16 protein-coding genes are annotated in these 19279 nt (G+C 68.1%); 8 read left to right on the forward strand and 8 right to left on the reverse strand.

Annotation, left to right across the window (positions count from 1 at the left end):
• Positions 1-78: 78 nt before the first annotated feature.
• The 3 genes from ACW175_RS21310 to ACW175_RS21320 all read left to right on the forward strand — a co-directional run bounded on the left by ACW175_RS21310 (position 79) and on the right by ACW175_RS21320 (position 2016).
• Positions 79-447 (forward strand): DUF4870 family protein, encoded by a 369-nt coding sequence (locus tag ACW175_RS21310; RefSeq protein ID WP_492105025.1) that lies wholly within the window; start codon positions 79-81, stop codon positions 445-447.
• A gap of 4 nt (positions 448-451) precedes the next feature.
• Positions 452-856: a DUF4870 family protein gene (locus tag ACW175_RS21315; protein ID WP_492101932.1), complete on the forward strand. Its 405-nt coding sequence runs from the start codon at positions 452-454 to the stop codon at positions 854-856.
• A gap of 176 nt (positions 857-1032) precedes the next feature.
• The gene (locus ACW175_RS21320; protein WP_492105026.1) at positions 1033-2016 is read left to right on the forward strand and encodes a tetratricopeptide repeat protein; all 984 of its coding nucleotides are present in this window, start codon (positions 1033-1035) and stop codon (positions 2014-2016) included.
• A 4-nt stretch (positions 2017-2020) separates the two neighbouring features.
• Here the strand turns inward: ACW175_RS21320 and ACW175_RS21325 are convergent, their stop codons facing one another.
• The 5 genes from ACW175_RS21325 to ACW175_RS21345 all read right to left on the reverse strand — a co-directional run bounded on the left by ACW175_RS21325 (position 2021) and on the right by ACW175_RS21345 (position 11427).
• Positions 2021-3427 (reverse strand): glycoside hydrolase family 30 protein, encoded by a 1407-nt coding sequence (locus ACW175_RS21325; protein WP_492101933.1) that lies wholly within the window; start codon positions 3425-3427, stop codon positions 2021-2023.
• A complete protein-coding gene (locus ACW175_RS21330) occupies positions 3427-5715 on the reverse strand; it encodes a beta-glucosidase family protein (protein WP_492101934.1) in 2289 nt (762 codons plus the stop codon). Before ACW175_RS21330 ends, ACW175_RS21325 begins: the two co-directional genes overlap by 1 nt.
• 22 nt (positions 5716-5737) lie before the next feature.
• Positions 5738-7267 (reverse strand): tryptophan halogenase family protein, encoded by a 1530-nt coding sequence (locus ACW175_RS21335; protein ID WP_492101935.1) that lies wholly within the window; start codon positions 7265-7267, stop codon positions 5738-5740.
• A 116-nt stretch (positions 7268-7383) separates the two neighbouring features.
• The gene (locus ACW175_RS21340; protein ID WP_492101936.1) at positions 7384-10233 is read right to left on the reverse strand and encodes a TonB-dependent receptor; all 2850 of its coding nucleotides are present in this window, start codon (positions 10231-10233) and stop codon (positions 7384-7386) included.
• A 153-nt stretch (positions 10234-10386) separates the two neighbouring features.
• Positions 10387-11427 (reverse strand): LacI family DNA-binding transcriptional regulator, encoded by a 1041-nt coding sequence (locus tag ACW175_RS21345; RefSeq protein ID WP_492101937.1) that lies wholly within the window; start codon positions 11425-11427, stop codon positions 10387-10389.
• A gap of 414 nt (positions 11428-11841) precedes the next feature.
• Between ACW175_RS21345 and ahpC the strand changes: the two genes are divergently transcribed.
• Together ahpC and ahpF are read left to right on the forward strand one after the other, a co-directional pair.
• Positions 11842-12405: an alkyl hydroperoxide reductase subunit C gene (gene ahpC, locus ACW175_RS21350; RefSeq protein ID WP_099581443.1), complete on the forward strand. Its 564-nt coding sequence runs from the start codon at positions 11842-11844 to the stop codon at positions 12403-12405.
• Positions 12406-12548: 143 nt separating this feature from the next.
• The gene (ahpF, locus tag ACW175_RS21355; RefSeq protein ID WP_492101938.1) at positions 12549-14135 is read left to right on the forward strand and encodes an alkyl hydroperoxide reductase subunit F; all 1587 of its coding nucleotides are present in this window, start codon (positions 12549-12551) and stop codon (positions 14133-14135) included.
• A 141-nt stretch (positions 14136-14276) separates the two neighbouring features.
• Here ahpF and ACW175_RS21360 read toward each other — a convergent pair whose 3' ends face one another.
• Positions 14277-15167 carry a branched-chain amino acid aminotransferase gene (locus tag ACW175_RS21360; protein WP_492101939.1) on the reverse strand — a complete coding sequence of 297 codons (891 nt, stop codon included), beginning with the start codon at positions 15165-15167 and terminating at the stop codon, positions 14277-14279.
• An 81-nt stretch (positions 15168-15248) separates the two neighbouring features.
• Between ACW175_RS21360 and ACW175_RS21365 the strand changes: the two genes are divergently transcribed.
• Genes ACW175_RS21365 through ACW175_RS21375 form a run of 3 tightly spaced genes read left to right on the forward strand, consistent with a single transcriptional unit; the run spans position 15249 to position 17820 of the window.
• Complete coding sequence (locus ACW175_RS21365; RefSeq protein WP_492101940.1) at positions 15249-15752, forward strand: MarR family winged helix-turn-helix transcriptional regulator; 504 nt, start codon at positions 15249-15251, stop codon at positions 15750-15752.
• A 12-nt stretch (positions 15753-15764) separates the two neighbouring features.
• Positions 15765-16466: a response regulator gene (locus tag ACW175_RS21370; protein ID WP_492101941.1), complete on the forward strand. Its 702-nt coding sequence runs from the start codon at positions 15765-15767 to the stop codon at positions 16464-16466.
• Positions 16467-16479: 13 nt separating this feature from the next.
• Positions 16480-17820 carry an ATP-binding protein gene (locus ACW175_RS21375; protein ID WP_492101942.1) on the forward strand — a complete coding sequence of 447 codons (1341 nt, stop codon included), beginning with the start codon at positions 16480-16482 and terminating at the stop codon, positions 17818-17820.
• Here ACW175_RS21375 and ACW175_RS21380 read toward each other — a convergent pair.
• Positions 17817-18374, reverse strand: a complete 558-nt coding sequence (locus ACW175_RS21380; RefSeq protein ID WP_492101943.1) for a TetR family transcriptional regulator — start codon at positions 18372-18374, stop codon at positions 17817-17819. The genes ACW175_RS21375 and ACW175_RS21380 overlap by 4 nt on opposite strands.
• Before the next feature lie 40 nt (positions 18375-18414).
• A complete protein-coding gene (gene proC, locus ACW175_RS21385) occupies positions 18415-19197 on the reverse strand; it encodes a pyrroline-5-carboxylate reductase (protein ID WP_492101944.1) in 783 nt (260 codons plus the stop codon).
• Positions 19198-19279 lie beyond the last annotated feature (82 nt).

Genomic DNA, 19279 nt, shown 5'->3' on the forward strand with positions numbered 1-19279 from the left:
TGCATCAGGCGGCGTTCGGCGCGACGATTGATCCAACGACGTTCTCTTAGGCTCAAGCTCGTGACCGACCCCGCTACCCTGGACTCCGCTTCGGACCCCGCCGTCCCGCCCCGCTTGCAGGACGACAAGACCCTGCCCGGCGTCATCTACGCCCTGCACATCGCGGGCGGCGTGACCGGCGGCCTGACCAGCCTGATCGGCGCGGTCATCGCCTATATCAGCCGCAAGGACGCGCCCGATTGGCTGGTCAGCCACTACGAATTCCAGATCCGGACGTTCTGGTTGGCGCTGGGCTTCAGCATTGTCGCCTTGCTGCTGACCCCGGTCGGGATCGGCATCGTCCTGCTGCCCGCCGTCGGCGTCTGGCTGGTCGTGCGCGGCGTCGTCGGCCTGTCGAACCTGCTGAAGGGCCAACCCTATCCCACGCCCAAGAACTGGATGCTGTAAGACCATGACCGACACTACCGCCGTCACCACGCCCGTGGCCGAAGAGGACAAGGTCCTGCCGGCCGTCGTCTACGGCCTGTATCTGCTGGGCTTCACCAACGGCCTGACCTGGATCGTCGGCCTGATCGTCGCCTATGTGAACCGCGACGCCGCCGGGCCGATCAACGAGAGCCACTACACCTTCGCTATCCGGACCTTCTGGCTGTCGATCGCCTGGTTCCTGATCGGCGGCCTGCTGATCTTCTTCGGCATCCCGATGCTGATCGTGCTGGTCGGCCTGCCGATGATCATCGCCGGCGGCCTCATTCTGGGCGCGGTCGGCCTTTGGTTCGTGGCCCGCTGCGTGCTGGGCATCTACTATCTCTCGCGCGGCGAGGCGTATCCGCGCCCGCGCGCGTGGCTGATTTAAAGGCGCCCTTCCCGCCAGGCGCCCGCTGAAGAGTCATCCGCCCGCCCCCCTTCCCCTGCCGGTTGAGACGGCTCGACGGAAGCGGGGCCATCGGATGACTTGTGCGGCCTGGCGGTTGGGACGCCCCGTTTTTCGGGGCCTTGGACCCGTCTGGGGTGAACGTCTGGGGGGACGTGATGCTGGCGCGACTGGTTGGGATCATCTTGGGGCTGATCCTGGCGACGTCGGGATACGTGGTGGCGGGTTGGGGCTCGCTGGGGAACTGGGCCACGAATCTCGACCTCGGACCGTTCGAGCCGCATCGCCCCGCCGCCGGTGTGGCGGCGGCGATGGTGGGCGGCGTGCTCATCGTCGCCGCCCTGCTTCCCCGCCGCAAGCCCAGGAGGCGCCCCGCGCCGATGGCCTTCGGCCTGGAGCTGCAGGAGCCTGAAGCGCAAACGTTGGTCGCGACACCGGCGCCCGAACCGGTCGCGGCGCCGCTGCAAGCCCACCCCGAGCCTGTCGCATCGCCGATCCTGTCGATGGCCGCGCCGGTCCCCGCCCCGCGACCCGCGCCGCCGCCTCGCCCGCCAAGCTTCGCCGAATTGCGCGCGCGCCTGGTCTCGCTCAGCCGGCAAGAATCCTGGCACGAGGCCGCCCGCGCCCTGTCGGCGATGAAGACCACCGCCCGCACCGACGAGGAGATGGCGATCGTCTATCGCGATCTCGGCGACTTCGCCCGCGCCCAGGGCCAGATGGACGACGCGGCCGAGGCATATGACACCTCGGTTTCCTACGCCCGCCAGGTGCGCCAGACGCGCGGCGGCGACGAGAGCGCCGAACTGCTGGCGGGCTCGCTGTCGGGCGTCGGCGACGTGGCCGAGGCCGAAGGCCGCCTGGAGGCCGCCCTCGCCGCCTTCGAGGAAGCCCTGGCGCTGCGCCGTTCGCGCGGTGGCCGCGAGGCCGGTGACACGGGCGCCCAGCGGGCCTTGTCGGTGAACCTGGAACGGCTGGCCGACCTGCGCGAGGACCGCGGCCACCGCATGCGGGCGCTGGATCTCTACCGCGAAAGCTACGACATCGCCGGCCGCCTCGCCGCCGCCGACCCGACGCGGTTCGGGCCGGACCTCGCGGCGACGCGGGCCCGGCTGAACGAACTGGAAGCCAAGATCTCGACCTGAGATCTCACCAGGTAAAGGTCGTCGCCGCGCGAGCCGGAATGCTGGCCTTGAAGCGCCGCCCGCCTTCGACGATCGCGAAGTCCGCCGATGTTTTGCCGGTGTTGAGCACCAGCAGCACGCGGCCGCCGTCGCGGTTCTGGAAGGCGACCGTGCGCAGGTCGCCGACCTTTTCAGGCGAGCCGATCCGCACCGCCCCGGGCTTCACGAAGCGGCTGGCCTGGCCGAAGGCGTAGTATTCCTGAGTGCGGGTGATCGCGCCGCTCGTGCTGTCGATCGTCACCAACGGACGGCAGTCGCCGCAGCCGCCGGCGTGGGGGCCGAACTTTTCGTCCAGGGCCAGGTTCCACATCAAGACGCCGCGCGCGCCGCGACGGGTGGAGCCGATGATCAGCTGTTCGACCATCCACGAGAAGCTGTCGTCGAACTTGGGGGCCCACTCGCCGCCCGAGCACTCGGTGAAGAACACGTCCTTGTCCGGATGAGCGGCGCGGACGGTCTCCATCGCGTCGACCTGGCCGGCATAGCAGTGCCAGGCGACGCCTGAGACGAAGGCCCTGGCCTTGGCGTCGGCCAGCACGGTCATCGGCTGTTGCGGCTGGTCCCAGTTGTGATCCCAGTCCAGCACCTTGGTCGTGATCTTCTGGCGCGCGAACACCGGGGCCAGATTGTCGCCGAAGAACCTGGCGCGGTCGGCGGGGAGCCAGCGCATGCCCGGATAGTTCTCCGGCTCGAAGTCCGGCTCGTTCTGGATGCTGAGATAGTCGGTGGGCACGCCCACCTTCCTGGCGTCCCGGATGTAGCGGGCGAAGAAGTCGGCATAGACCGGATAGGCCTCGGGCTTCAGCTGCCCCTTCACCAGCGAACCAGAGGTCTTCATCCAGGCCGGGGCGCTCCACGGCGAGGCCATGACCTTGAGCTCCGGATTGATCTTCAGGGCCGCGCGGACGGTCGGGAACACGAACTCCCGAGGCCGCTTCAGCGAGAAGTGCTCCAGCGTCGGATCGGCCGCGCCATTCGGCGTTTCGTCCAGGCTGTAGTGGTCCAGCGAGAAGTCCGACGCGCCTATGGTCACGCGGGTGAAGCTGAAGCCGAGGCCATCCTTGCCGCGTCCATAGAGTTCGCGCAGCAGGCTATCGCGCTGGGCGGGCGTCAGCTTGTTCTGGATCAGCCAGGCCGAGGCGTCGGTGATCGACGCCCCGAAGCCGACCATGGTCTGGTGGCGCTCCTTGGCGTCGACGGCGATGACCGCCAGGCCGGCGACAGCCTCGGCGGTCGCCATGCCCGACGGGGCCTGGGCGGCCAATAGCTGACTCTTGTCGCCGGTCGTCACCCAGCTTCGCAGCTTGGGCGCGGCGTGGGCGGGGGCCGCCGCGACGAGCGCGGCGGTGAGGGTGAGAGACAGAACGCGCATCACGGCTTCCGCGACCAGGCCTTGAGGTTGGCCTTGCCGGTCAGGGCCATGTCCCCGGCGTGGCTGCCGACATAGAGCGGATAGCTCCCGGCCGGGATCGTCCAGCCGGGCTTGGCGACGTCATAGTCGGCCAGCAGGCGCGGCTCGACGGTCAGGGTCACGCGCTGGGTCTGGCCTGGCGCCAGGTCGACCTTCTCGAAGCCCACCAGGCGGACCATCGGCTTGCGCTGGCCCGCCGTGACGTAGAGCTGCGGCGTGTCCGCGCCGGCCACCTTGCCGGTATTGGTGACGTCGAAGCTGACCTTCAGGCCCGCCGCGTCCTCGACCTTGAGGTTCTTGTAGGCGAAGGCCGTATAGGAAAGGCCATAGCCGAACGGATAGAGCGGCTGGCGCTTTTCCTGGGCGTACCAACGGTAACCGACGGCGGCCCCTTCCGGATACTGGACGGCGAACCCCTTGATGCCGTCGACCTTCTGGCCGGCGCGGCGGGCATCGTCGATGGCGGCCTGTTCGGCGAAGCCCGGCGCGCTGGCGCGGGGAGCCTGATCGGCGCTTTTCGGGAAGGTCATGGCCAGACGGCCCGACGGATTGACCTCGCCGAACAGCAGTCGGGCGATGGCCTGGCCGCCGCGCTGGCCGGGATACCAGGCCTGCAGCACCGCGCCGACGCGATCCAGCCACGGCATGGTCACCGGGCCGCCGGTCTCCAGCACCACGATCGAATGCTTGTTGGCGGCGGCGACGGCGTCGACCAGGGCGTCCTGGTTGTCCGGCAGGGCGATCGACGGCGCGTCCTGGGCCTCGGTCTGCCAATGCCAGGCGAAGACGATGGCGACGTCGGCGTCCTTGGCCGCGGCGGCTGCGGCGGCGGGATCCTTGCCGTCGACATAGATCACCTGGGCGCCCGGCGCGGCGGCCTTGATCGCTTCCAGCGGCGAGGAGGCGTGCCAGGTGACGCGGACGAACGAAGCGGCCTCGCCGCCGTTCAGGGGGATCTCGACGGGCGCGCCGCCCACGGAGCGCACCTGAGACGAGCCGCCGCCCGAGATCACGCCGACATCGGCATGGGCGCCGATCAGCACGATCTTCCTGGCCGTCTTGGCCAGGGGCAGCAGGTTCCCCTCGTTCTTCAGCAGCACCGAGCCGCGCTCGGCCACGGTCTGGGCGACCTTGGCGTGGGCTTCGTAGTCGATCGGCTGGGCGGTCGTCGGGGTCGGGTTGTCCATCAGGCCCGAGGTGATCACCCCGTGCAGGATGCGGCGGACCATGTCGTCGACGCGGGCCTGGCTGACCTCGCCCTTGGCCACGGCGGCCTTCAGGTCGTCGCCGAAGAAGATCTGGCTGTCCAGTTCCTGGCCCGACTGCTGGTCGAGGCCCGCGAGCGCGGCCTTGGTGGTGCTATGCACCGCGCCCCAGTCGGACATCACGAAGCCTGGATAGTTCCAGTCGCGCTTGAGCACCTTGTTGAGCAGGAAGTCGTTCTGGCACGCCCAGTCGCCATTGACCTTGTTGTAGGCGCACATGACCGAGGCGGGATTGCTCTTCTCGATCGCGATCTGGAAGGCCAGCAGATCGCTTTCGCGCAGGTCCGCCTCGCCGATCTGGGCGTCCATGACGTGGCGGCCCGTCTCCTGGGCGTTGAGGGCGAAGTGCTTGATCGTCGAGACGATGTGGTTGGACTGCACGCCCTTGATCTGCTCGCCGACCATCTCGCCGGCCAGCAGCGGATCCTCGCCGAGATATTCGAAGTTGCGGCCCGCCCACGGGTCGCGGGTCAGGTTGACGCCGCCAGCCAGCAGGACGTTGAAGGTCTTGGCGCGGGCCTCGGCGCCGATCATCGCGCCCCCGGCATAGGCCAGCTTGGGCTCGAAGGTCGAGGCCAGGGCCAGGCCCGACGGCAGGGCGGTGGCGACGTCGCCCTTGCGCTGCTCGACCTGGTTGGCCACGCCCAGGCTGGCGTCGCTCTCACGCAGTGTCGGGATCTTCAGGCGCGGCACGCCCGGCACATAGCCGGCCGAGGGGATCATGTCGGCCGGGGCCGGCTTGGTGTTGGGCGGGAACAGCCCGTGCAGATACGTGATCTTCTCGTCCATCGTCATCTGCTTGACGAGGGCGTCGGCGCGGACCCAGGCCGGGTCGTTGGCGCGCGGGGCCAGAGGGGCGCTGTCCTTCGTCGGCATGACCTGGGCGACGGCTCTCGACATCGGAGACAGAGCGAGCAACGCCACGGCGGCGGTGGTCCGGCACAGGATCCGCAAGGCGGATGAAGGCTGGGCGGCGGTCGTCATGGCGTTACTCCGTCGAAAACGTCTAGGGGACTGGAACAGGGGTCGCCGGCAGCAGCGGGGCCTGGCACGCGCGGGCCACGAACTCGGCGTGGCTGGGCATCACGTTCAGGCACTTGCCGATGACGGTCTGGATATTGCCGAGGTGGGTGGCGATGGCCTCGTCCGAGTGAACGCGAACCAGCGGGTCGTAGCCGCGCGGGATCACGCCCTGGCCCAGGAACACCTGGATCCAGCTCTCCTCGGTGAACAGCTCGTCGTCCTCGCGGAACACCCGGCCGTTGGCGCGGAACAGGTCGATCTTCCGCTGCAGGGTGGCGGGGACCTCCATGTCGCGGCAGTGGCGCCAGAACGGCGTGTCGTCGCGCGCGGTGGCCTTGTAGTGCAGGATGATGAAGTCGCGGATGCGCTCGTATTCGAAGTCGCTCTGGCGATTGAACTCGTCGACATTGGCCTGGTCGAAACCGCCGTCGGGCAGCAGGCGGACCATGCGGATCACCGCCGACTGGATCAGGTGCAGACTGGTCGACTCCAGAGGCTCCATGAAGCCGCTGGCCAGGCCGATCGAGACGCAGTTCTTGTTCCAGATCTTCTTGCGCTTGCCGGTGGTGAAGCGGATGCGCAGCGGGTCGGCGCGCTGGGCGCCGTCCAGGTTCGACAGCAGGACGCGCTCGGCCTCGTCGTCGTCGATGTACTGGCTGGAATAGACGTGGCCATTGCCCGTGCGGTGCTGCAGCGGGATCCGCCACTGCCAGCCGGCGTCGTGGGCCGTCGAGCGGGTATAGGGCGTGAAGTGCGCCGAGCGCTCGGTCGGCACGGCGATGGCCCGGTCGGCCGGCAGCCAGCGAGTCCAGTCCTCGTAGCCGGTCTTCAGGGCCTGCTCGATGATCAGGCCCCGGAAACCCGAGCAGTCGACGAAGAAGTCGGCGGCGATCACCGCGCCGTCGTCCATGGTCACCGACCGCACGAAGCCGTCCTCGGGGCGCAGCGTCACGTCGACGATCTTGCCCTCGCGCCGCTGGACGCCGCGCGCCTGGGCATAGGTCGACAGATGCTTGGCGTAGAGACCGGCGTCGAAGTGGAAGGCGTGGGCGATGTGGCCGATCGGCGATTCGCTCATGTCGGCCCGGGCGCGCATGAACCTGTCCTGCCGCGCCATGGCGTTGTTGATCGACAGGGCGTCGAAGTCCGGGGCCTGGCCCAGTTCGCGCATACGCAGCCAGTACTGGTGGACGCGCAGCCAGCCCAGGTCCTGGCCCAGCACGCCGAAGCCGTGCAGATAGCCCTCGCCCTTGCGGAACCAGTCGCGGAACTCGATGCCCAGCTTGAAGGACCCTTGCGTCTTGCGCAGGAAGTCGTCCTCGTCGAGGCCGAGCAGCTCGTTGAACTTCTTGATGGCGGGGATGGTGGCTTCCCCGACCCCGACCGTGCCGATCTGCTCGGACTCGATCAGGACGATCTCATAGAGACCCTGGAATAGCCGCGCGCACAGCGCCGCCGTCATCCAGCCCGCGGACCCGCCGCCGGCGATCAGTATCTTCTTGAGCGGTTGCAACCACCCGCCTCCCATTGAGCTCAGAAGTCGGGGCCGCCATCAGGCGACCCCGCCTCCGATTGGTTCTTGCCTGGCGAGCCAGCCGCAGGGGGAGCGCGCCCAGCTCAGCCCTCTGCTTAGAACCGATAGTTCACGCCGAACAGGATCTGACGGCCGTACTTCTCATAGGTCTCGGGCAGCGAACCCCCGCCCTGGGTCTTGGTGCCGCCGCCATCGAGGCCGAGGCGCGTGCGGTAGGGCGAGTCCGTCAGGTTGTTGACCTGCAGCAGAAGCCCGAGGTTCTCCAGCGGACCGTCGTTGAAGGTGTAGCCGATCTGGGCGTCCACCTGCTTGTCGGCCAGGATCTCGGTGAAGCCCCGGGTGGCGAACAGCTGCACCACTTCGCCCTTGAAGGCCGAGCGGTAGCGCTGGCTGATGCGCGCCTGGAAGCCGCCGCGCTCGTAGTAGCCGGTGACGTTGTAGACCGTGCCCGACAGGCCCGGGATGCGGACCGCCTGCTTGGCGTCGGTGCTGGTGGTCGGGTTGAGGTTCGACTTGGTCAGCGACAGGCTGCCCTGGACGCCGAAGCCCTTCAGCAGCTCAGCGAACTGACCGAAGTCGACCGCGCCGCTGAACTCCAGGCCCTTGACCGTACCGCCGTTGCCGTTGGCCGGCAGGGTGATCTGGCCGATGTTGTTGATCGTCGTCCCGGCCGGGATGTTGGCCCCCGGCGGCAGCGGGATGCCCGTGAAGTCGAACGTGCCCGACTGCTGGTAGATGTAGGTGTCGAGCTTCTTGTAGAAGCCGGCCACCGACACATAGGTCGCGGGGCTGACGTACCACTCGTAGGCCAGGTCGGCGGCCTTCGCCATCCAGGGCTTCAGGTGCGGGTTGCCGCCCGAGGCCGACCACGGATTGACCGTGGTGCCCGGACCGCAGGGCTGGCTGGAGCAGACCAGGCCGTTGAAGCCCGGCGTCACGTTGGCGCGCATGTCGTCCATGCGCGGACGGGCCATGGTCTTCGACAGGGCGAAGCGCAGGCGGTGACCGCCGCCCAGGTCATAGATCAGGTTCATGCTGGGCAGGACGTCGGTGTAGTCGTCCTTGGCGTTGATCTTGGTCGGGACGATCGGCTGGCCCGAGGCCAGGCCGTTGATCACGACGCCGGTCGATTCCTGCTTCTGCTTGACCACCTGGACGCCGACATTGCCGCGCAGGTCGCCGCTCTGGAAGTTGGCCTTGGCGAAGAAGGTCGTGACCTCCTCGGTGATGTCCCAGTTCTTGTCGTAGTAGTTGGCGTCCAGGATCGGGGCCGAGTTGTAGTACTTCTTCCAGACGTCGCCGATCTTGACGGACAGGACATCGCCGAAGCCGGCGAAGCCCAGGTTGGTCGGCGAGACCAGGTCGGCCTGGTCGACATAGACCTGCTGGCGACCATTCTTCAGGAACAGGTCGTTGTCCGAGACGGTCTTGCCCTTGTCGCGCTTGGTGTAGTTCACGCCGCCCGACAGCTGGGTGATGAAACCGTCCATCTCGTGCTCGAGACGGACATCGACGGCCGTGACGTCTTCCTTGACGTGCGGGAAGCGGATGGCGCCATCGTGGCCCCAGCCGCCCCAGGGCGCGCGGTCGCCCAGCGTGACCTTGCTGGCGTCGGCGTAGTTCAGGCCCTCGTCATATTGCGAGAAGCCGTCGTCGGCGACCTTGAAGCCGATGGTGTCGTAGGTGCGGCCCACGTCCGCCGTCGAGCCGGTGACCCCGCCCACGCCACGGCCGTAGCCGGCGTAGGTTTCCATGATCTGTTCCTTCCGCTTGTTCGACGAATAGGACAGGTCGGCGACCAGCTTGGTCTTTTCGGTCAGCTGGAATTCGTTGTTGAAGCCGGCCGAGAACAGCTGGTCCCGGCGGGTGTTGTAGTCGTTGCGCACGATCGGCACGCCGTGGTTCAGCGTGCCGCCGGTGGCGAACTTCGAGCCGCCCATGTCGGCGGTCGTGACGTTCGCATAGGTCACCCCGTCGGCATAGGGGTTCGAGAACCACTGGGCGCCGCGCGTCGTCTCCTTCTGATTGAAGGTCGAGTAGTACAGGTCCAGCGTCGAGTGGATCCGGTCGTTCGGCTGGTACTCGAAGATGCCGATGACCGCGTCGCGCTTGTTGTTGCGCGAGACGGCCATGATCTCTTGGCCGTTCAGCATCAACGCGCCGTCGGCGCTGTCCGGCGAGGTCGACTCGTTCGGGAAGGCCTCATAGCCGTAGGCCTTGTAGCGCTTCACCTGCGACGGCGAATCCAGGTGGGCGTAGCCCAGGGCCACGCCGATCGTGCCGTCGGCGAACTGGTTGATGTAGCTGGCGCTGAAGCGGCCGCCCACGTTGTGGGAGTCTTCGTTCAGCTTCTTGCCCGAGGTCTTCTCGCCGCGCAGGTTCAGGGCCAGGACGCGCTTGCCGTATTCCAGCGGGCGCACGGTGCGCAGGTCGGCGGTGCCCGACAGGCCCATGCCCGAGACCTGGGCGTCCGGGGTCTTGTAGATCACGACGCTGGACAGCAGTTCCGACGGATACTGGTCGAACTCGACGGCGCGGTTGTCGCCGGAACTGGCCTGCTGCCGGCCGTTCAGCAGGGTGGTGGTGAAGTCGGGGGCGAGACCCCGGATCGAGATCACCTGGGCGCGGCCGTTGACGCGCTGCGCCGCCAGACCCGGCAGGCGGGCGATCGATTCCGCGATCGAAACGTCCGGCAGCTTGCCGATGTCCTCGGCCGAGACGGCCTCGACGATCGAGGTCTCGTTCTTCTTGATGTTGATCGAGTTCTGGATGCCGGCCTTGATGCCGGTCACCACGATGGCGTCGACCGTGTCGTCGGCCCGCGGCTCCGGAGCGGCGGCCTGAGCCCACGCCGAGCCGGCCAGGGCCAAGCTGATGGCGGCCGTGGAGGCGGTGACGTAAAATTTCTGGACGGACGGACGCGTCCCGCTTTTGCGGTTTCGCATTGTAGTTCTCCCCTCTGAAGCCGCCCCTGCGCGGGCGACCGACTTTTCTCGTGAGGCCAAACTCGGCCGTGGAAGCGCTTCCATGGAAGCGCTTCCACTAGCACGGCGAGCGACAACGTTGTCAAGATCGAAACCGGAAAGCGGGTATGGCCCTTACCGCGCCGCCGTGGTCTGGCGGCGAACGACAGCGTGGTCGAGCTGCTGGAATACCGGCTCGGACGCGGTGTTGGTTCCCGTCAGCCTGGCCACCAACATCTCGACGGCGCGCTGGCCCAGCACCTTGACCGGCTGATGCACCGTGGTCAAAGGCGGCCAGACGATGGCGGCGACGGGGGCGTCGTCAAAGCCGGTGATCGACAGGTCGCGGGGGATGCTGAGGCCCCGCGCGTGGGCGGCCGACAGGGCGCCCGCAGCCATGTCGTCATTGGCGCAGACCAGGGCGCTAGGGCTCAGCGGATGGTCCAGCAGCCCCGGCGCCAGGTGCGTGCCCGAGCGGAAGGTGAAGTCGCCGCGCGCCATGATCCAGGCGTCGTCGCCCAGGCCTTGTTCGGCCAGGGCGCGCTCGAAGCCCTTCATGCGGCGGTCGGCCGAGAGGTGACCCTCCAGCCCGGCGATGAAGCCGAACCGCCGATGGCCCAGGCTCAGCAGCTCACGCGCCATGTCGTAGCCGCCGGCCTCGTCGTCGACCCCGACGCCGTCGACGATCCCGCGCCCCGGTCCGCCCGGCGACACGGTCACCACCTTGCAGCCCTGGGCCAGCGCCGCCTGGATCAGCGAGACATCGTCGCTGTAGGGCGGCGACAGGATCAGGCCCTCGCAGCGCTGGCTGGTGATCAGGTCCAGCACCCGCTTCTCGCGGTCGGGTGTTTGCTGCGGGACGTTCTGGACCAGCACCTGATAGCCCAGGGTCAGGCAGGCGCGCAGGGCGCCCAGCTCCAGCGCCGACTCGTAATAGGAGTTCGGGTCGTTCTCGAGGTCCGATGCGAAGACGAAGGCCAGCAGCCGACTGGCCCCGCCGGCCAGGCTGCGGGCCTGCGGATTGACCTTGTAGTCCAGCTGCTCGATGGCCCGCATGACGCGGGTCCGGACCTCGTCACGGACGTTGGGGCCGCCGTTCAGCACTCGAGACACCGTCACGCGCGCCACGCCCGAAACGCGGGCGACGTCGTCGATGGTCGGTCTCTTGCCGGTCAACTCAAACTCCACTGGATGCGGGACCATGGTCGTGAAGCCCCGGTCGCACAAGCGATACGCGTTCCACGGGCGAAGGTTCGCACGCAAGGGTTGGCACGAGATGGCTTAGCCGATCAACAAAGACTGGCCTGACCAATATGGGTCGCGACATGCCCGTCGCGGCGAAACGCCAGCGCGGCGCGCCCCCACTCCGTAAGTTTTTGCGACAAAGCAAGGACGACGCCGCGCCGGCGGTGCATACTCGATATTCGATAACTCATCATTCGATCAGCAAATACGGACGACACGTCCCAAACCCATTTCGCTTTTGCGAAATTGATAGATTCAATCTATCCCACGGAGAAGTTTTATCAATTTGATCAATCGCGAGTCGTCGCTGTAACAGGGCCCATCTTCTTCCAACCGGAGCGCCTCATGTCGCTGATCAACACCGAGATCAAACCCTTCACCGCCCAGGCCTACAAGGACGGCAAGTTCGTCACGGTCAGCGAAGCCGACACCAAGGGCAAGTGGTCGGTCTTCTTCTTCTACCCGGCCGACTTCACCTTCGTCTGCCCGACCGAGCTGGAAGACCTGGCCGACAACTACGACGTCTTCACCCGCCTGGGCGTCGAGATCTACTCGGTGTCGACCGACACGCACTTCTCGCACAAGGCCTGGCACGACAGCTCGCCGGCCATCGGCAAGATCAAGTACACCATGATCGGCGACCCGTCGGGCGTGGTGACCAACAACTTCGAGATCATGCGTCCGGGCGTCGGCCTGGCCGACCGCGGCACCTTCCTGGTCGACCCGCAAGGCGTGATCCAGTTCATGGAAGTCACCGCCGAAGGCATCGGCCGCAACGCCATCGAGCTGCTGCGCAAGATCAAGGCCGCCCAGTACGTGGCCAGCCACCCGGGCGAAGTCTGCCCGGCGAAGTGGGAAGAGGGTGAAAAGACCCTGGCCCCGTCGCTCGACCTGGTCGGCAAGATCTAAAGCCTAAGCACTACCCGGACCGCCGGCCGTTCATTCGGACCGGTCGGCGGCCCGGCCCTCGATCGTACGCCGCGTTCGATCCTCCTCCCCCCCGAAAATCGAACGCTACCTTTCTCTCCCCCTAGCCTTTTTGGGAGCGCGCCATGCTGGACGCCGGTCTGAAGACCCAGTTGACCACCTATCTGCAGAACCTGCGCCAGCCGATCGAACTGGTCGCCTCCCTAGACGAGAGCGCGGGCGCCAAGGAAATGCTGGCCCTGCTGGAAGACGTCGCCGCGACGTCGGACAAGGTCAGCCTGAACCTGTCGGGCGACAACGCCCGCAAGCCTTCCTTCGCCATCACGCGCGCCTCGGGCGATGCCGACGTGCGCTTCGCCGGCCTGCCCCTGGGCCACGAATTCACCTCGCTGGTGCTGGCCCTGCTGCACGTGGGCGGCCACCCGCCGCGCATCGACGCCGAGGTCATCGAACGGATCAAGGCGCTGGACGGCGACTACCGCTTCGAGACCTATTTCTCGCAATCCTGCCAGAACTGCCCCGACGTGGTGCAGGCGCTGAACACCATGAGCGCCCTGAACCCGCGCATCAGCCACGTCGCCATCGATGGCGCCCTGTTCAAGGACGAGGTCGAGGCCCGCCAGGTCATGGCCGTGCCGACCATCCTGCTGAACGGCGAGGCCTTCGGCCAGGGCCGCATGGACGTCGAGCAGATCCTGGCCAAGCTGGACACCGGCGCGGGCGACCGCATGGCCGAGAAGATCAAGACCAAGGACGCCTTCGAGATGCTGGTCATCGGCGGCGGTCCGGCCGGCGCGGCCGCGGCGGTCTACGCCGCCCGCAAGGGCATCCGGACGGGCGTCGCGGCCGAGCGCTTCGGCGGCCAGGTGCTGGACACCATGGCCATCGAGAACTTCATCTCGGTCCCCCACACCGAGGGCCCGAAGATGGCCGCGGCGCTGGAGCAGCACGTCAAGGAATACGACGTCGACATCATGAACCTGCAGAAGGCCGTCGGTCTGGTTCCGGCCAAGACCCCGGGCGGCCTGATCGAGGTCAAGCTGGAGAACGGCGCCAGCCTGAAGTCGCGCACCGTCATCCTGTCGACCGGCGCCCGCTGGCGCAACGTCAACGTCCCCGGTGAAGCCGAGTACCGCAACAAGGGCGTGGCCTATTGCCCGCACTGCGACGGCCCGCTGTTCAAGGGCAAGCGCGTGGCGGTGATCGGCGGCGGCAACAGCGGCGTCGAGGCGGCCATCGACCTGGCCGGCATCGTCGCCCATGTGACCCTGATCGAGTTCGACAGCCAGCTGCGCGCCGACGCCGTCCTGCAACGCAAGCTGGCCAGCCTGCCGAACGTCAAGATCGTCACCTCGGCCATGACCACCGAGATCCACGGCGAGAACGGCAAGGTCTCGGCCCTGTCGTACAAGGACCGCAACCACGACAGCGTCCACCGCGTCGACCTGGAAGGCGTCTTCGTCCAGATCGGCCTGGTGCCCAACACCGAGTGGCTGAAGGACAGCGGCGTCGCCCTGACCAACCGCGGCGAGATCGAGGTCGACTATCGCGGCGAAACCTCGCTGCCCGGCGTCTTCGCCGCCGGCGACGCGACGGTCACGCCCTACAAGCAGATCATCATCGCCATGGGCGAAGGCGCCAAGGCCTCGCTCTCGGCCTTCGACTACCTGATCCGCCAGGTCCCGGCGAACGAGGAGGCGGAGGCGGCCTAAGCCTCTTCCCACTCCAACCGAAATCTTGTCATCCCGGCCGCGGCGAAGCGGAGAGCCGGGAGGACAAGCGTGGGTATCAACGAAAAGCGCCGCCCGGATCGCTCCGGGCGGCGGCGTCGTGTCTGGCGGCGGGCGTCAGTCTCACGCCGGCGTCAGCGCCTCGTTGCGCACCAGCGCCGCGTAGGTGTCCATCAGGTCCAGCGACAGCTTGCCGGGCGTGAACTTGAACGCGCCGATCTCGGACACCGGGGTCACCTCGGCGGCGGTGCCGACGATGAAGCACTCCGTGAAGGTCGACAGCTCTTCTTTCTGGATGTGGCGCTCGACGATCTCGATGCCCTTGCCGCGCGCGATGTCGATCACCGTGCGGCGGGTGATGCCGTCCAGGAAGCAGTCGGGCTTAGGCGTGTGCAGGGCGCCGTCCTTGACGAAGAACACGTTCGCGCCCGTGGCTTCGGCCACATAGCCGCGATAGTCGAGCATCATCGCGTCGGCGTAGCCATCCTTCTCGGCGGCGTGCTTGGAGATGGTGCAGATCATGTAGAGGCCGGCGGCCTTGGCCGCGACCGGGGCGGTCTTGGGGTCCGGACGCTGGTACTTGGCCCAGGTCAGGCGGATGCCCTTGGCCTTGGTCGCCGGGTCGAAATAGCTGGGCCACTCCCACACGGCGATGGCCACGTGGATCTTGGTCGCTTGAGCCGAAACACCGATCATTTCCGACCCGCGCCAGGCGATCGGACGGACATAACAATCCTTGAGGCCGTTCTTGGCCGCCGTCGCCTTGCAGGCCTCGTCGATCTCGGCCACCGTGTAGGGGATCTTGAAGTCGAGGATCTCCGCCGACTTGAACAGGCGCTCGGTATGCTCGGTCAGCTTGAAAATCTCGCCGCCGTACATCCGCTCGCCCTCGAACACGGACGAGGCGTAGTGAAGGCCGTGGGTCAATACGTGCACCTTCGCCTCGCGCCAGGGAACGAACTGGCCGTCCAGCCAGATCCAACCGTCACGATCGTCGAAGGGAACCAGAGACATCGGTCCAAGACCTCCTTATTGGGAAACCCGGCTCTTAGACGCCCCGAGGCCGGGTGCGTCAAATAAAATGGACTCCTCGCGATGATAGCCCCGCTGCAGCCCGGTGCGGACGATCCCCGCCTGATCCTCCGCGAGGAGGAGCTGGACGGTGGGCTGGAGCTGATCCTGCTGGCCGAGGCCTCGCTGTGGGCCGCGGTCGACACGGCGCTGGAGGCCGAGACCCTGGGCCTGGGCCGCTCGCACTGGCGCGCGACGTTCCTGCTGCGCCGCCGGCCGGGCATCGGCGTGCAGGACCTGTCCAAGCTGACCAGCCTCTCGAAACAGGCGGCCAGCCGCACCCTGGCCGACCTGCAGAAGGCCGGCCTGATCACGCGCGGCGCGGGCGATCTGGACGGCCGCCGCCGCCCGGCGACCCTGACCCCTGAGGGCGTGGCGTTCGAGCAGCGCACCGCCGAGCGCCTGCGGGCGCTGCTGGCCCGCGCCTACCGCACCGGCGGGCTTGACGGCGTGGCCGGCGCCCGACGGATCCTGGCCGCCCTGGCCGGCCCGCGCCAGGGCGTCGGCGCCCCCCGCCGTCAAACCTGATAGTGTTTCGCCATGAGTCCTGAAGAGCGCCGCGAGCGTCACATCCTGGTCGTCGACGACGACGACCGCCTGCGCAAGCTGATCAAGGAATTCCTCAGCCGCGCCGGCTTCCGGGTCACGGCCGCCGCGGACGCGGCCGGGGCCGACCGCCTGTTCGGCGCGCTGGACTTCGACCTGATGGTGCTGGACGTGATGATGCCCGGCGAGGACGGCATGGCCTTCACCAAGCGCCTCCGGTCCAAGGGCGGCGCGAGCGGCCGCACGCCGATCCTCATGCTCACCGCCCGCGACCAGACCGCCGACCGCATCGAGGGCCTGTCCAGCGGGGTCGACGACTATCTGGGCAAGCCGTTCGAGCCTCAGGAACTGCTGCTGCGCATCGAGGCCATCCTGCGTCGGTCGTCGGCGCGGCCGGTGGGCCCCAAGGCGCTGCTGCTGGGCCGCTGCACGTTCGAGGCCGATCGCGGCGAACTGACCTGCGACGGCGAGGCCGTGCGCTTGACCGAGGCCGAGGTCACCCTGCTGCGCCGCCTCGCCCGCTCGGCCCACGAGCCGGTCGACCGTCTGGAGCTGGCCCGCGACACCGCCGACGCCACCGGCCGCGCGGTCGACGTCCAGGTCACCCGCCTGCGCCGCAAGATCGAGCCTGACCCGAAGAACCCGCGCTACCTGCAGACCGTCCGCGGCATCGGCTATCGGCTGGCGCCGGACTGATGATGCGCCCCTGATGCGTCTCAGGACCAAGCTCTACATCCCGCTGTTCATCAAGCGCTGGCTGCCGACCAGCCTGTTCGGGCGCAGCCTGCTGATCATCATTCTGCCGGTGGCGGTGATGCAGATCGCGGTGACCTGGGCCTTCTTCGACGCGCACTGGCAGTCGGTGACCAGCAAGCTGTCGGAAGGCCTGGCCGGCGATATCGCCTGGGCCGTGCAGTCCTACGAGGACGACCCCAGCCCCGCCGCCGTCGACAAGCTGGCCAAGCGCGCCGAGGACTCGATGTCGCTGTCGATCGCCTTCCAGAAGGGCCGCAAGCTGCCGACCGGCCACCGGCCCTCGCTGTTCGCGGCCCTGGATCGCTCGCTGGACAGGGCCCTCGACGACCGGCTCGAAAATCCGTTCTGGTTCGATACCACCCGGTACACCGCCTATATCGACATCCGCGTGCAGGTGAAGGACGGGGTGCTGCAGATCTACGCCCTGCGCGACCGGGCATACGCCACCCAGGGCCACATCTTCATCCTGTGGATGGTGGTGGCGACCATGCTGCTGACGGCGGTGGCGATCCTGTTCATCCGCAACCAGGTGCGGGCCATCGAGCGCCTGGCCGACGCCGCCGACGCCTTCGGCCGGGGCGAGGACCACGACTTCAAGCCGCATGGCGCGCGCGAGGTCCGCCAGGCCGCCCAGGCCTTCCTGGCCATGAAGGCGCGCATCGTCCGCCACATCGAGCAGCGCACGGCCTTGCTGGCCAGCGTCAGCCACGACCTGCGCACGCCGCTGACCCGCCTGAAGCTGGAAATGGCCATGTCCGAGCCCAGCGAACAGCTCGAGGCCATGAAGGGCGACCTCTCCGAAATGGAGCACATGATCGACGAGTACCTGGCCTTCGCCCGCGGCGAGGGCGGGGAGGCGGTTCAGGAAATAAGCCTGTCGGAGCTGGTCGAGGGCGTGGTCGCCGACGCCGAACGCGGCGGGGCGATGGTCGAGACCGAGATCACCCGCGACCTGGAGGCGCGCCTGCGGCCTCTGGCCTTCCGCCGAGCCCTGGCCAACCTGATCGACAACGGCGTCGCCCACGCCGACCGGGTGAAGGTGACGGCCACGGCCCGCCTGACGGGCGGTGTCGAGGTGACGGTCGACGACGACGGTCCGGGCATCCCCGAGGACCGCTACGAGGAGGCCTTCAAGCCGTTCTCGCGACTGGACGAAAGCCGGAACCAGAACGAGAAGGGCGTCGGCCTAGGCCTAGCTATCGCGCGGGACATGGCGCGCGGCCTGGGCGGGGATCTGGTGCTGTCGCGCTCGATGATGGGCGGCTTGAGGGCGTCGATCCGGCTTCCAGGCTAGAACCCCGCCCCGATCTTCGAGAGCCGGTCGGCCATCTGCTTCAGGCGCTTGTCCAGCTCGGCCATGGTGCGGTTCAGCGCGCCCTCGTCGTCGCGCCAGACCTGGACGACGCGGGCCCAGACGGCGGTCATGGCGGCCAGGCGCGGGGCGGTGGCCTCGATCCCGGCGGCTTCCAGCACGGCGCGGGCGATGCGGGGGAAGCGGGTCGCCGAGACGAGGACGCCCTCGGCCTTGGCGATGGCGATCAACGCGGCGCGGTGGGGCTCCATGGCTTCCAGCCGGGCCATGGCGGCGTCGAACAGACGATCGTGGACGTCGGCGCTCTCGGCATAGTCGACGCCCAGCGCCGCGCGGTCGAAGCGGGCCGAGAGATGGGCCAGCACCGCATGCTTGCTGTCGGCCAGGCCGTAGAGTTCGGCGAACGGAACCTCGGCCTTCACGGCGATGTCGCGCAGGGCGATGGCCGGCCAAGGCCTGTCGGCGGCCAGGGCGAGGGCCGCCGCGGCGGCGCGGTCGAGGATGTCGTCGTCAGCGGAGATTGGGACGTCGGTCATGGGAGTCACATGGCGGCGGAAAGCGACGAGAGCAAGACGCTTAGCCCCCAAGTTCCTTCGAGCGCGCCACGGCGGCGTCCAGCGCCTTCGGGAGCAGATCGCCAAAGCCGCCCTCGCCCATCAGCACCGCCAGCGCGGCGGCCGTCGTGCCGCCCGGCGAGGTCACCTGCTTGCGTAGCTCGGCCGGCTCCTCGCCGCCCTTCTCCATCAGGGCGGCGGCGCCGATGATCGTGGCGCGGGCCAGCCTGGCGCTGTCGGCCGCGTCCAGCCCCTGGGCGGCGCCGGCGGCTTCGAGCGCCTCGATGAAGGCGTAGAGATAGGCCGGCGCCGAGCCCGACACGGCGGTGGCCGCGTGCAGCAGATCCTCGCTGGGCAGGTCGACCACGGTCGCGACCGGCGCGAACAGGGCATGGGCGACGGCCCGGGCGTCGTGATCCTCGGCGAAGATCGAGGCCGTTCCCTGGCCGATGGCGACGGCGGTGGTCGGCATCACCCGCGCCACGCGCCTGCCGCCGAAGACTTCGGAGATGTCCGCCGCGCGCACCCCGGCGGCGATCGAGACGATGACCGCGTCGGGGGCCAGGCGCGGGACGACATCCTTGACCGCCTCGCGCCAGATCTGCGGCTTCACGGCCAGCAGCACGGTCTTGGCGGCGCTCAGGGCTTCCAGCGGTGGATTGACGAGCGCGTCTTGGAAGGCGGCGGGGTCGACGTTCGGATCACGGACGATCAGGTCGGCGGCGGCGAACGCGCCAGCCGCGCTCCAGCCTTGGATCAAGGCGCCGCCCATACGGCCCGCGCCGAGCAGGAGAATGGGGGTCATGGCGGGTCTCCCTCGCGGCCGCGAGGCAACCCCTCATCCGACCTGCTTCGCAGACCACCTTCTCCCGCAAGGGGAGAAGAGA

Source organism: Caulobacter sp. FV1ye6ST, assembly GCF_058681225.1.

Bases quoted from the DNA above. Each gene is read 5' to 3' on its own strand.
- ACW175_RS21315 (WP_492101932.1), top strand. From the start codon at position 452: ATGACCGACACTACCGCCGTCACCACGCCCGTGGCCGAAGAGGACAAG.
- ACW175_RS21320 (WP_492105026.1), top strand. From the start codon at position 1,033: ATGCTGGCGCGACTGGTTGGGATCATCTTGGGGCTGATCCTGGCGACG.
- ACW175_RS21325 (WP_492101933.1), bottom strand. From the start codon at position 3,427: ATGCGCGTTCTGTCTCTCACCCTCACCGCCGCGCTCGTCGCGGCGGCC.
- ACW175_RS21330 (WP_492101934.1), bottom strand. From the start codon at position 5,715: ATGACGACCGCCGCCCAGCCTTCATCCGCCTTGCGGATCCTGTGCCGG.
- ACW175_RS21340 (WP_492101936.1), bottom strand. From the start codon at position 10,233: ATGCGAAACCGCAAAAGCGGGACGCGTCCGTCCGTCCAGAAATTTTAC.
- ahpC (WP_099581443.1), top strand. From the start codon at position 11,842: ATGTCGCTGATCAACACCGAGATCAAACCCTTCACCGCCCAGGCCTAC.
- ahpF (WP_492101938.1), top strand. From the start codon at position 12,549: ATGCTGGACGCCGGTCTGAAGACCCAGTTGACCACCTATCTGCAGAAC.
- ACW175_RS21360 (WP_492101939.1), bottom strand. From the start codon at position 15,167: ATGTCTCTGGTTCCCTTCGACGATCGTGACGGTTGGATCTGGCTGGAC.
- ACW175_RS21365 (WP_492101940.1), top strand. From the start codon at position 15,249: ATGATAGCCCCGCTGCAGCCCGGTGCGGACGATCCCCGCCTGATCCTC.
- ACW175_RS21370 (WP_492101941.1), top strand. From the start codon at position 15,765: ATGAGTCCTGAAGAGCGCCGCGAGCGTCACATCCTGGTCGTCGACGAC.
- ACW175_RS21375 (WP_492101942.1), top strand. From the start codon at position 16,480: ATGCGTCTCAGGACCAAGCTCTACATCCCGCTGTTCATCAAGCGCTGG.
- ACW175_RS21380 (WP_492101943.1), bottom strand. From the start codon at position 18,374: ATGACCGACGTCCCAATCTCCGCTGACGACGACATCCTCGACCGCGCC.
- proC (WP_492101944.1), bottom strand. From the start codon at position 19,197: ATGACCCCCATTCTCCTGCTCGGCGCGGGCCGTATGGGCGGCGCCTTG.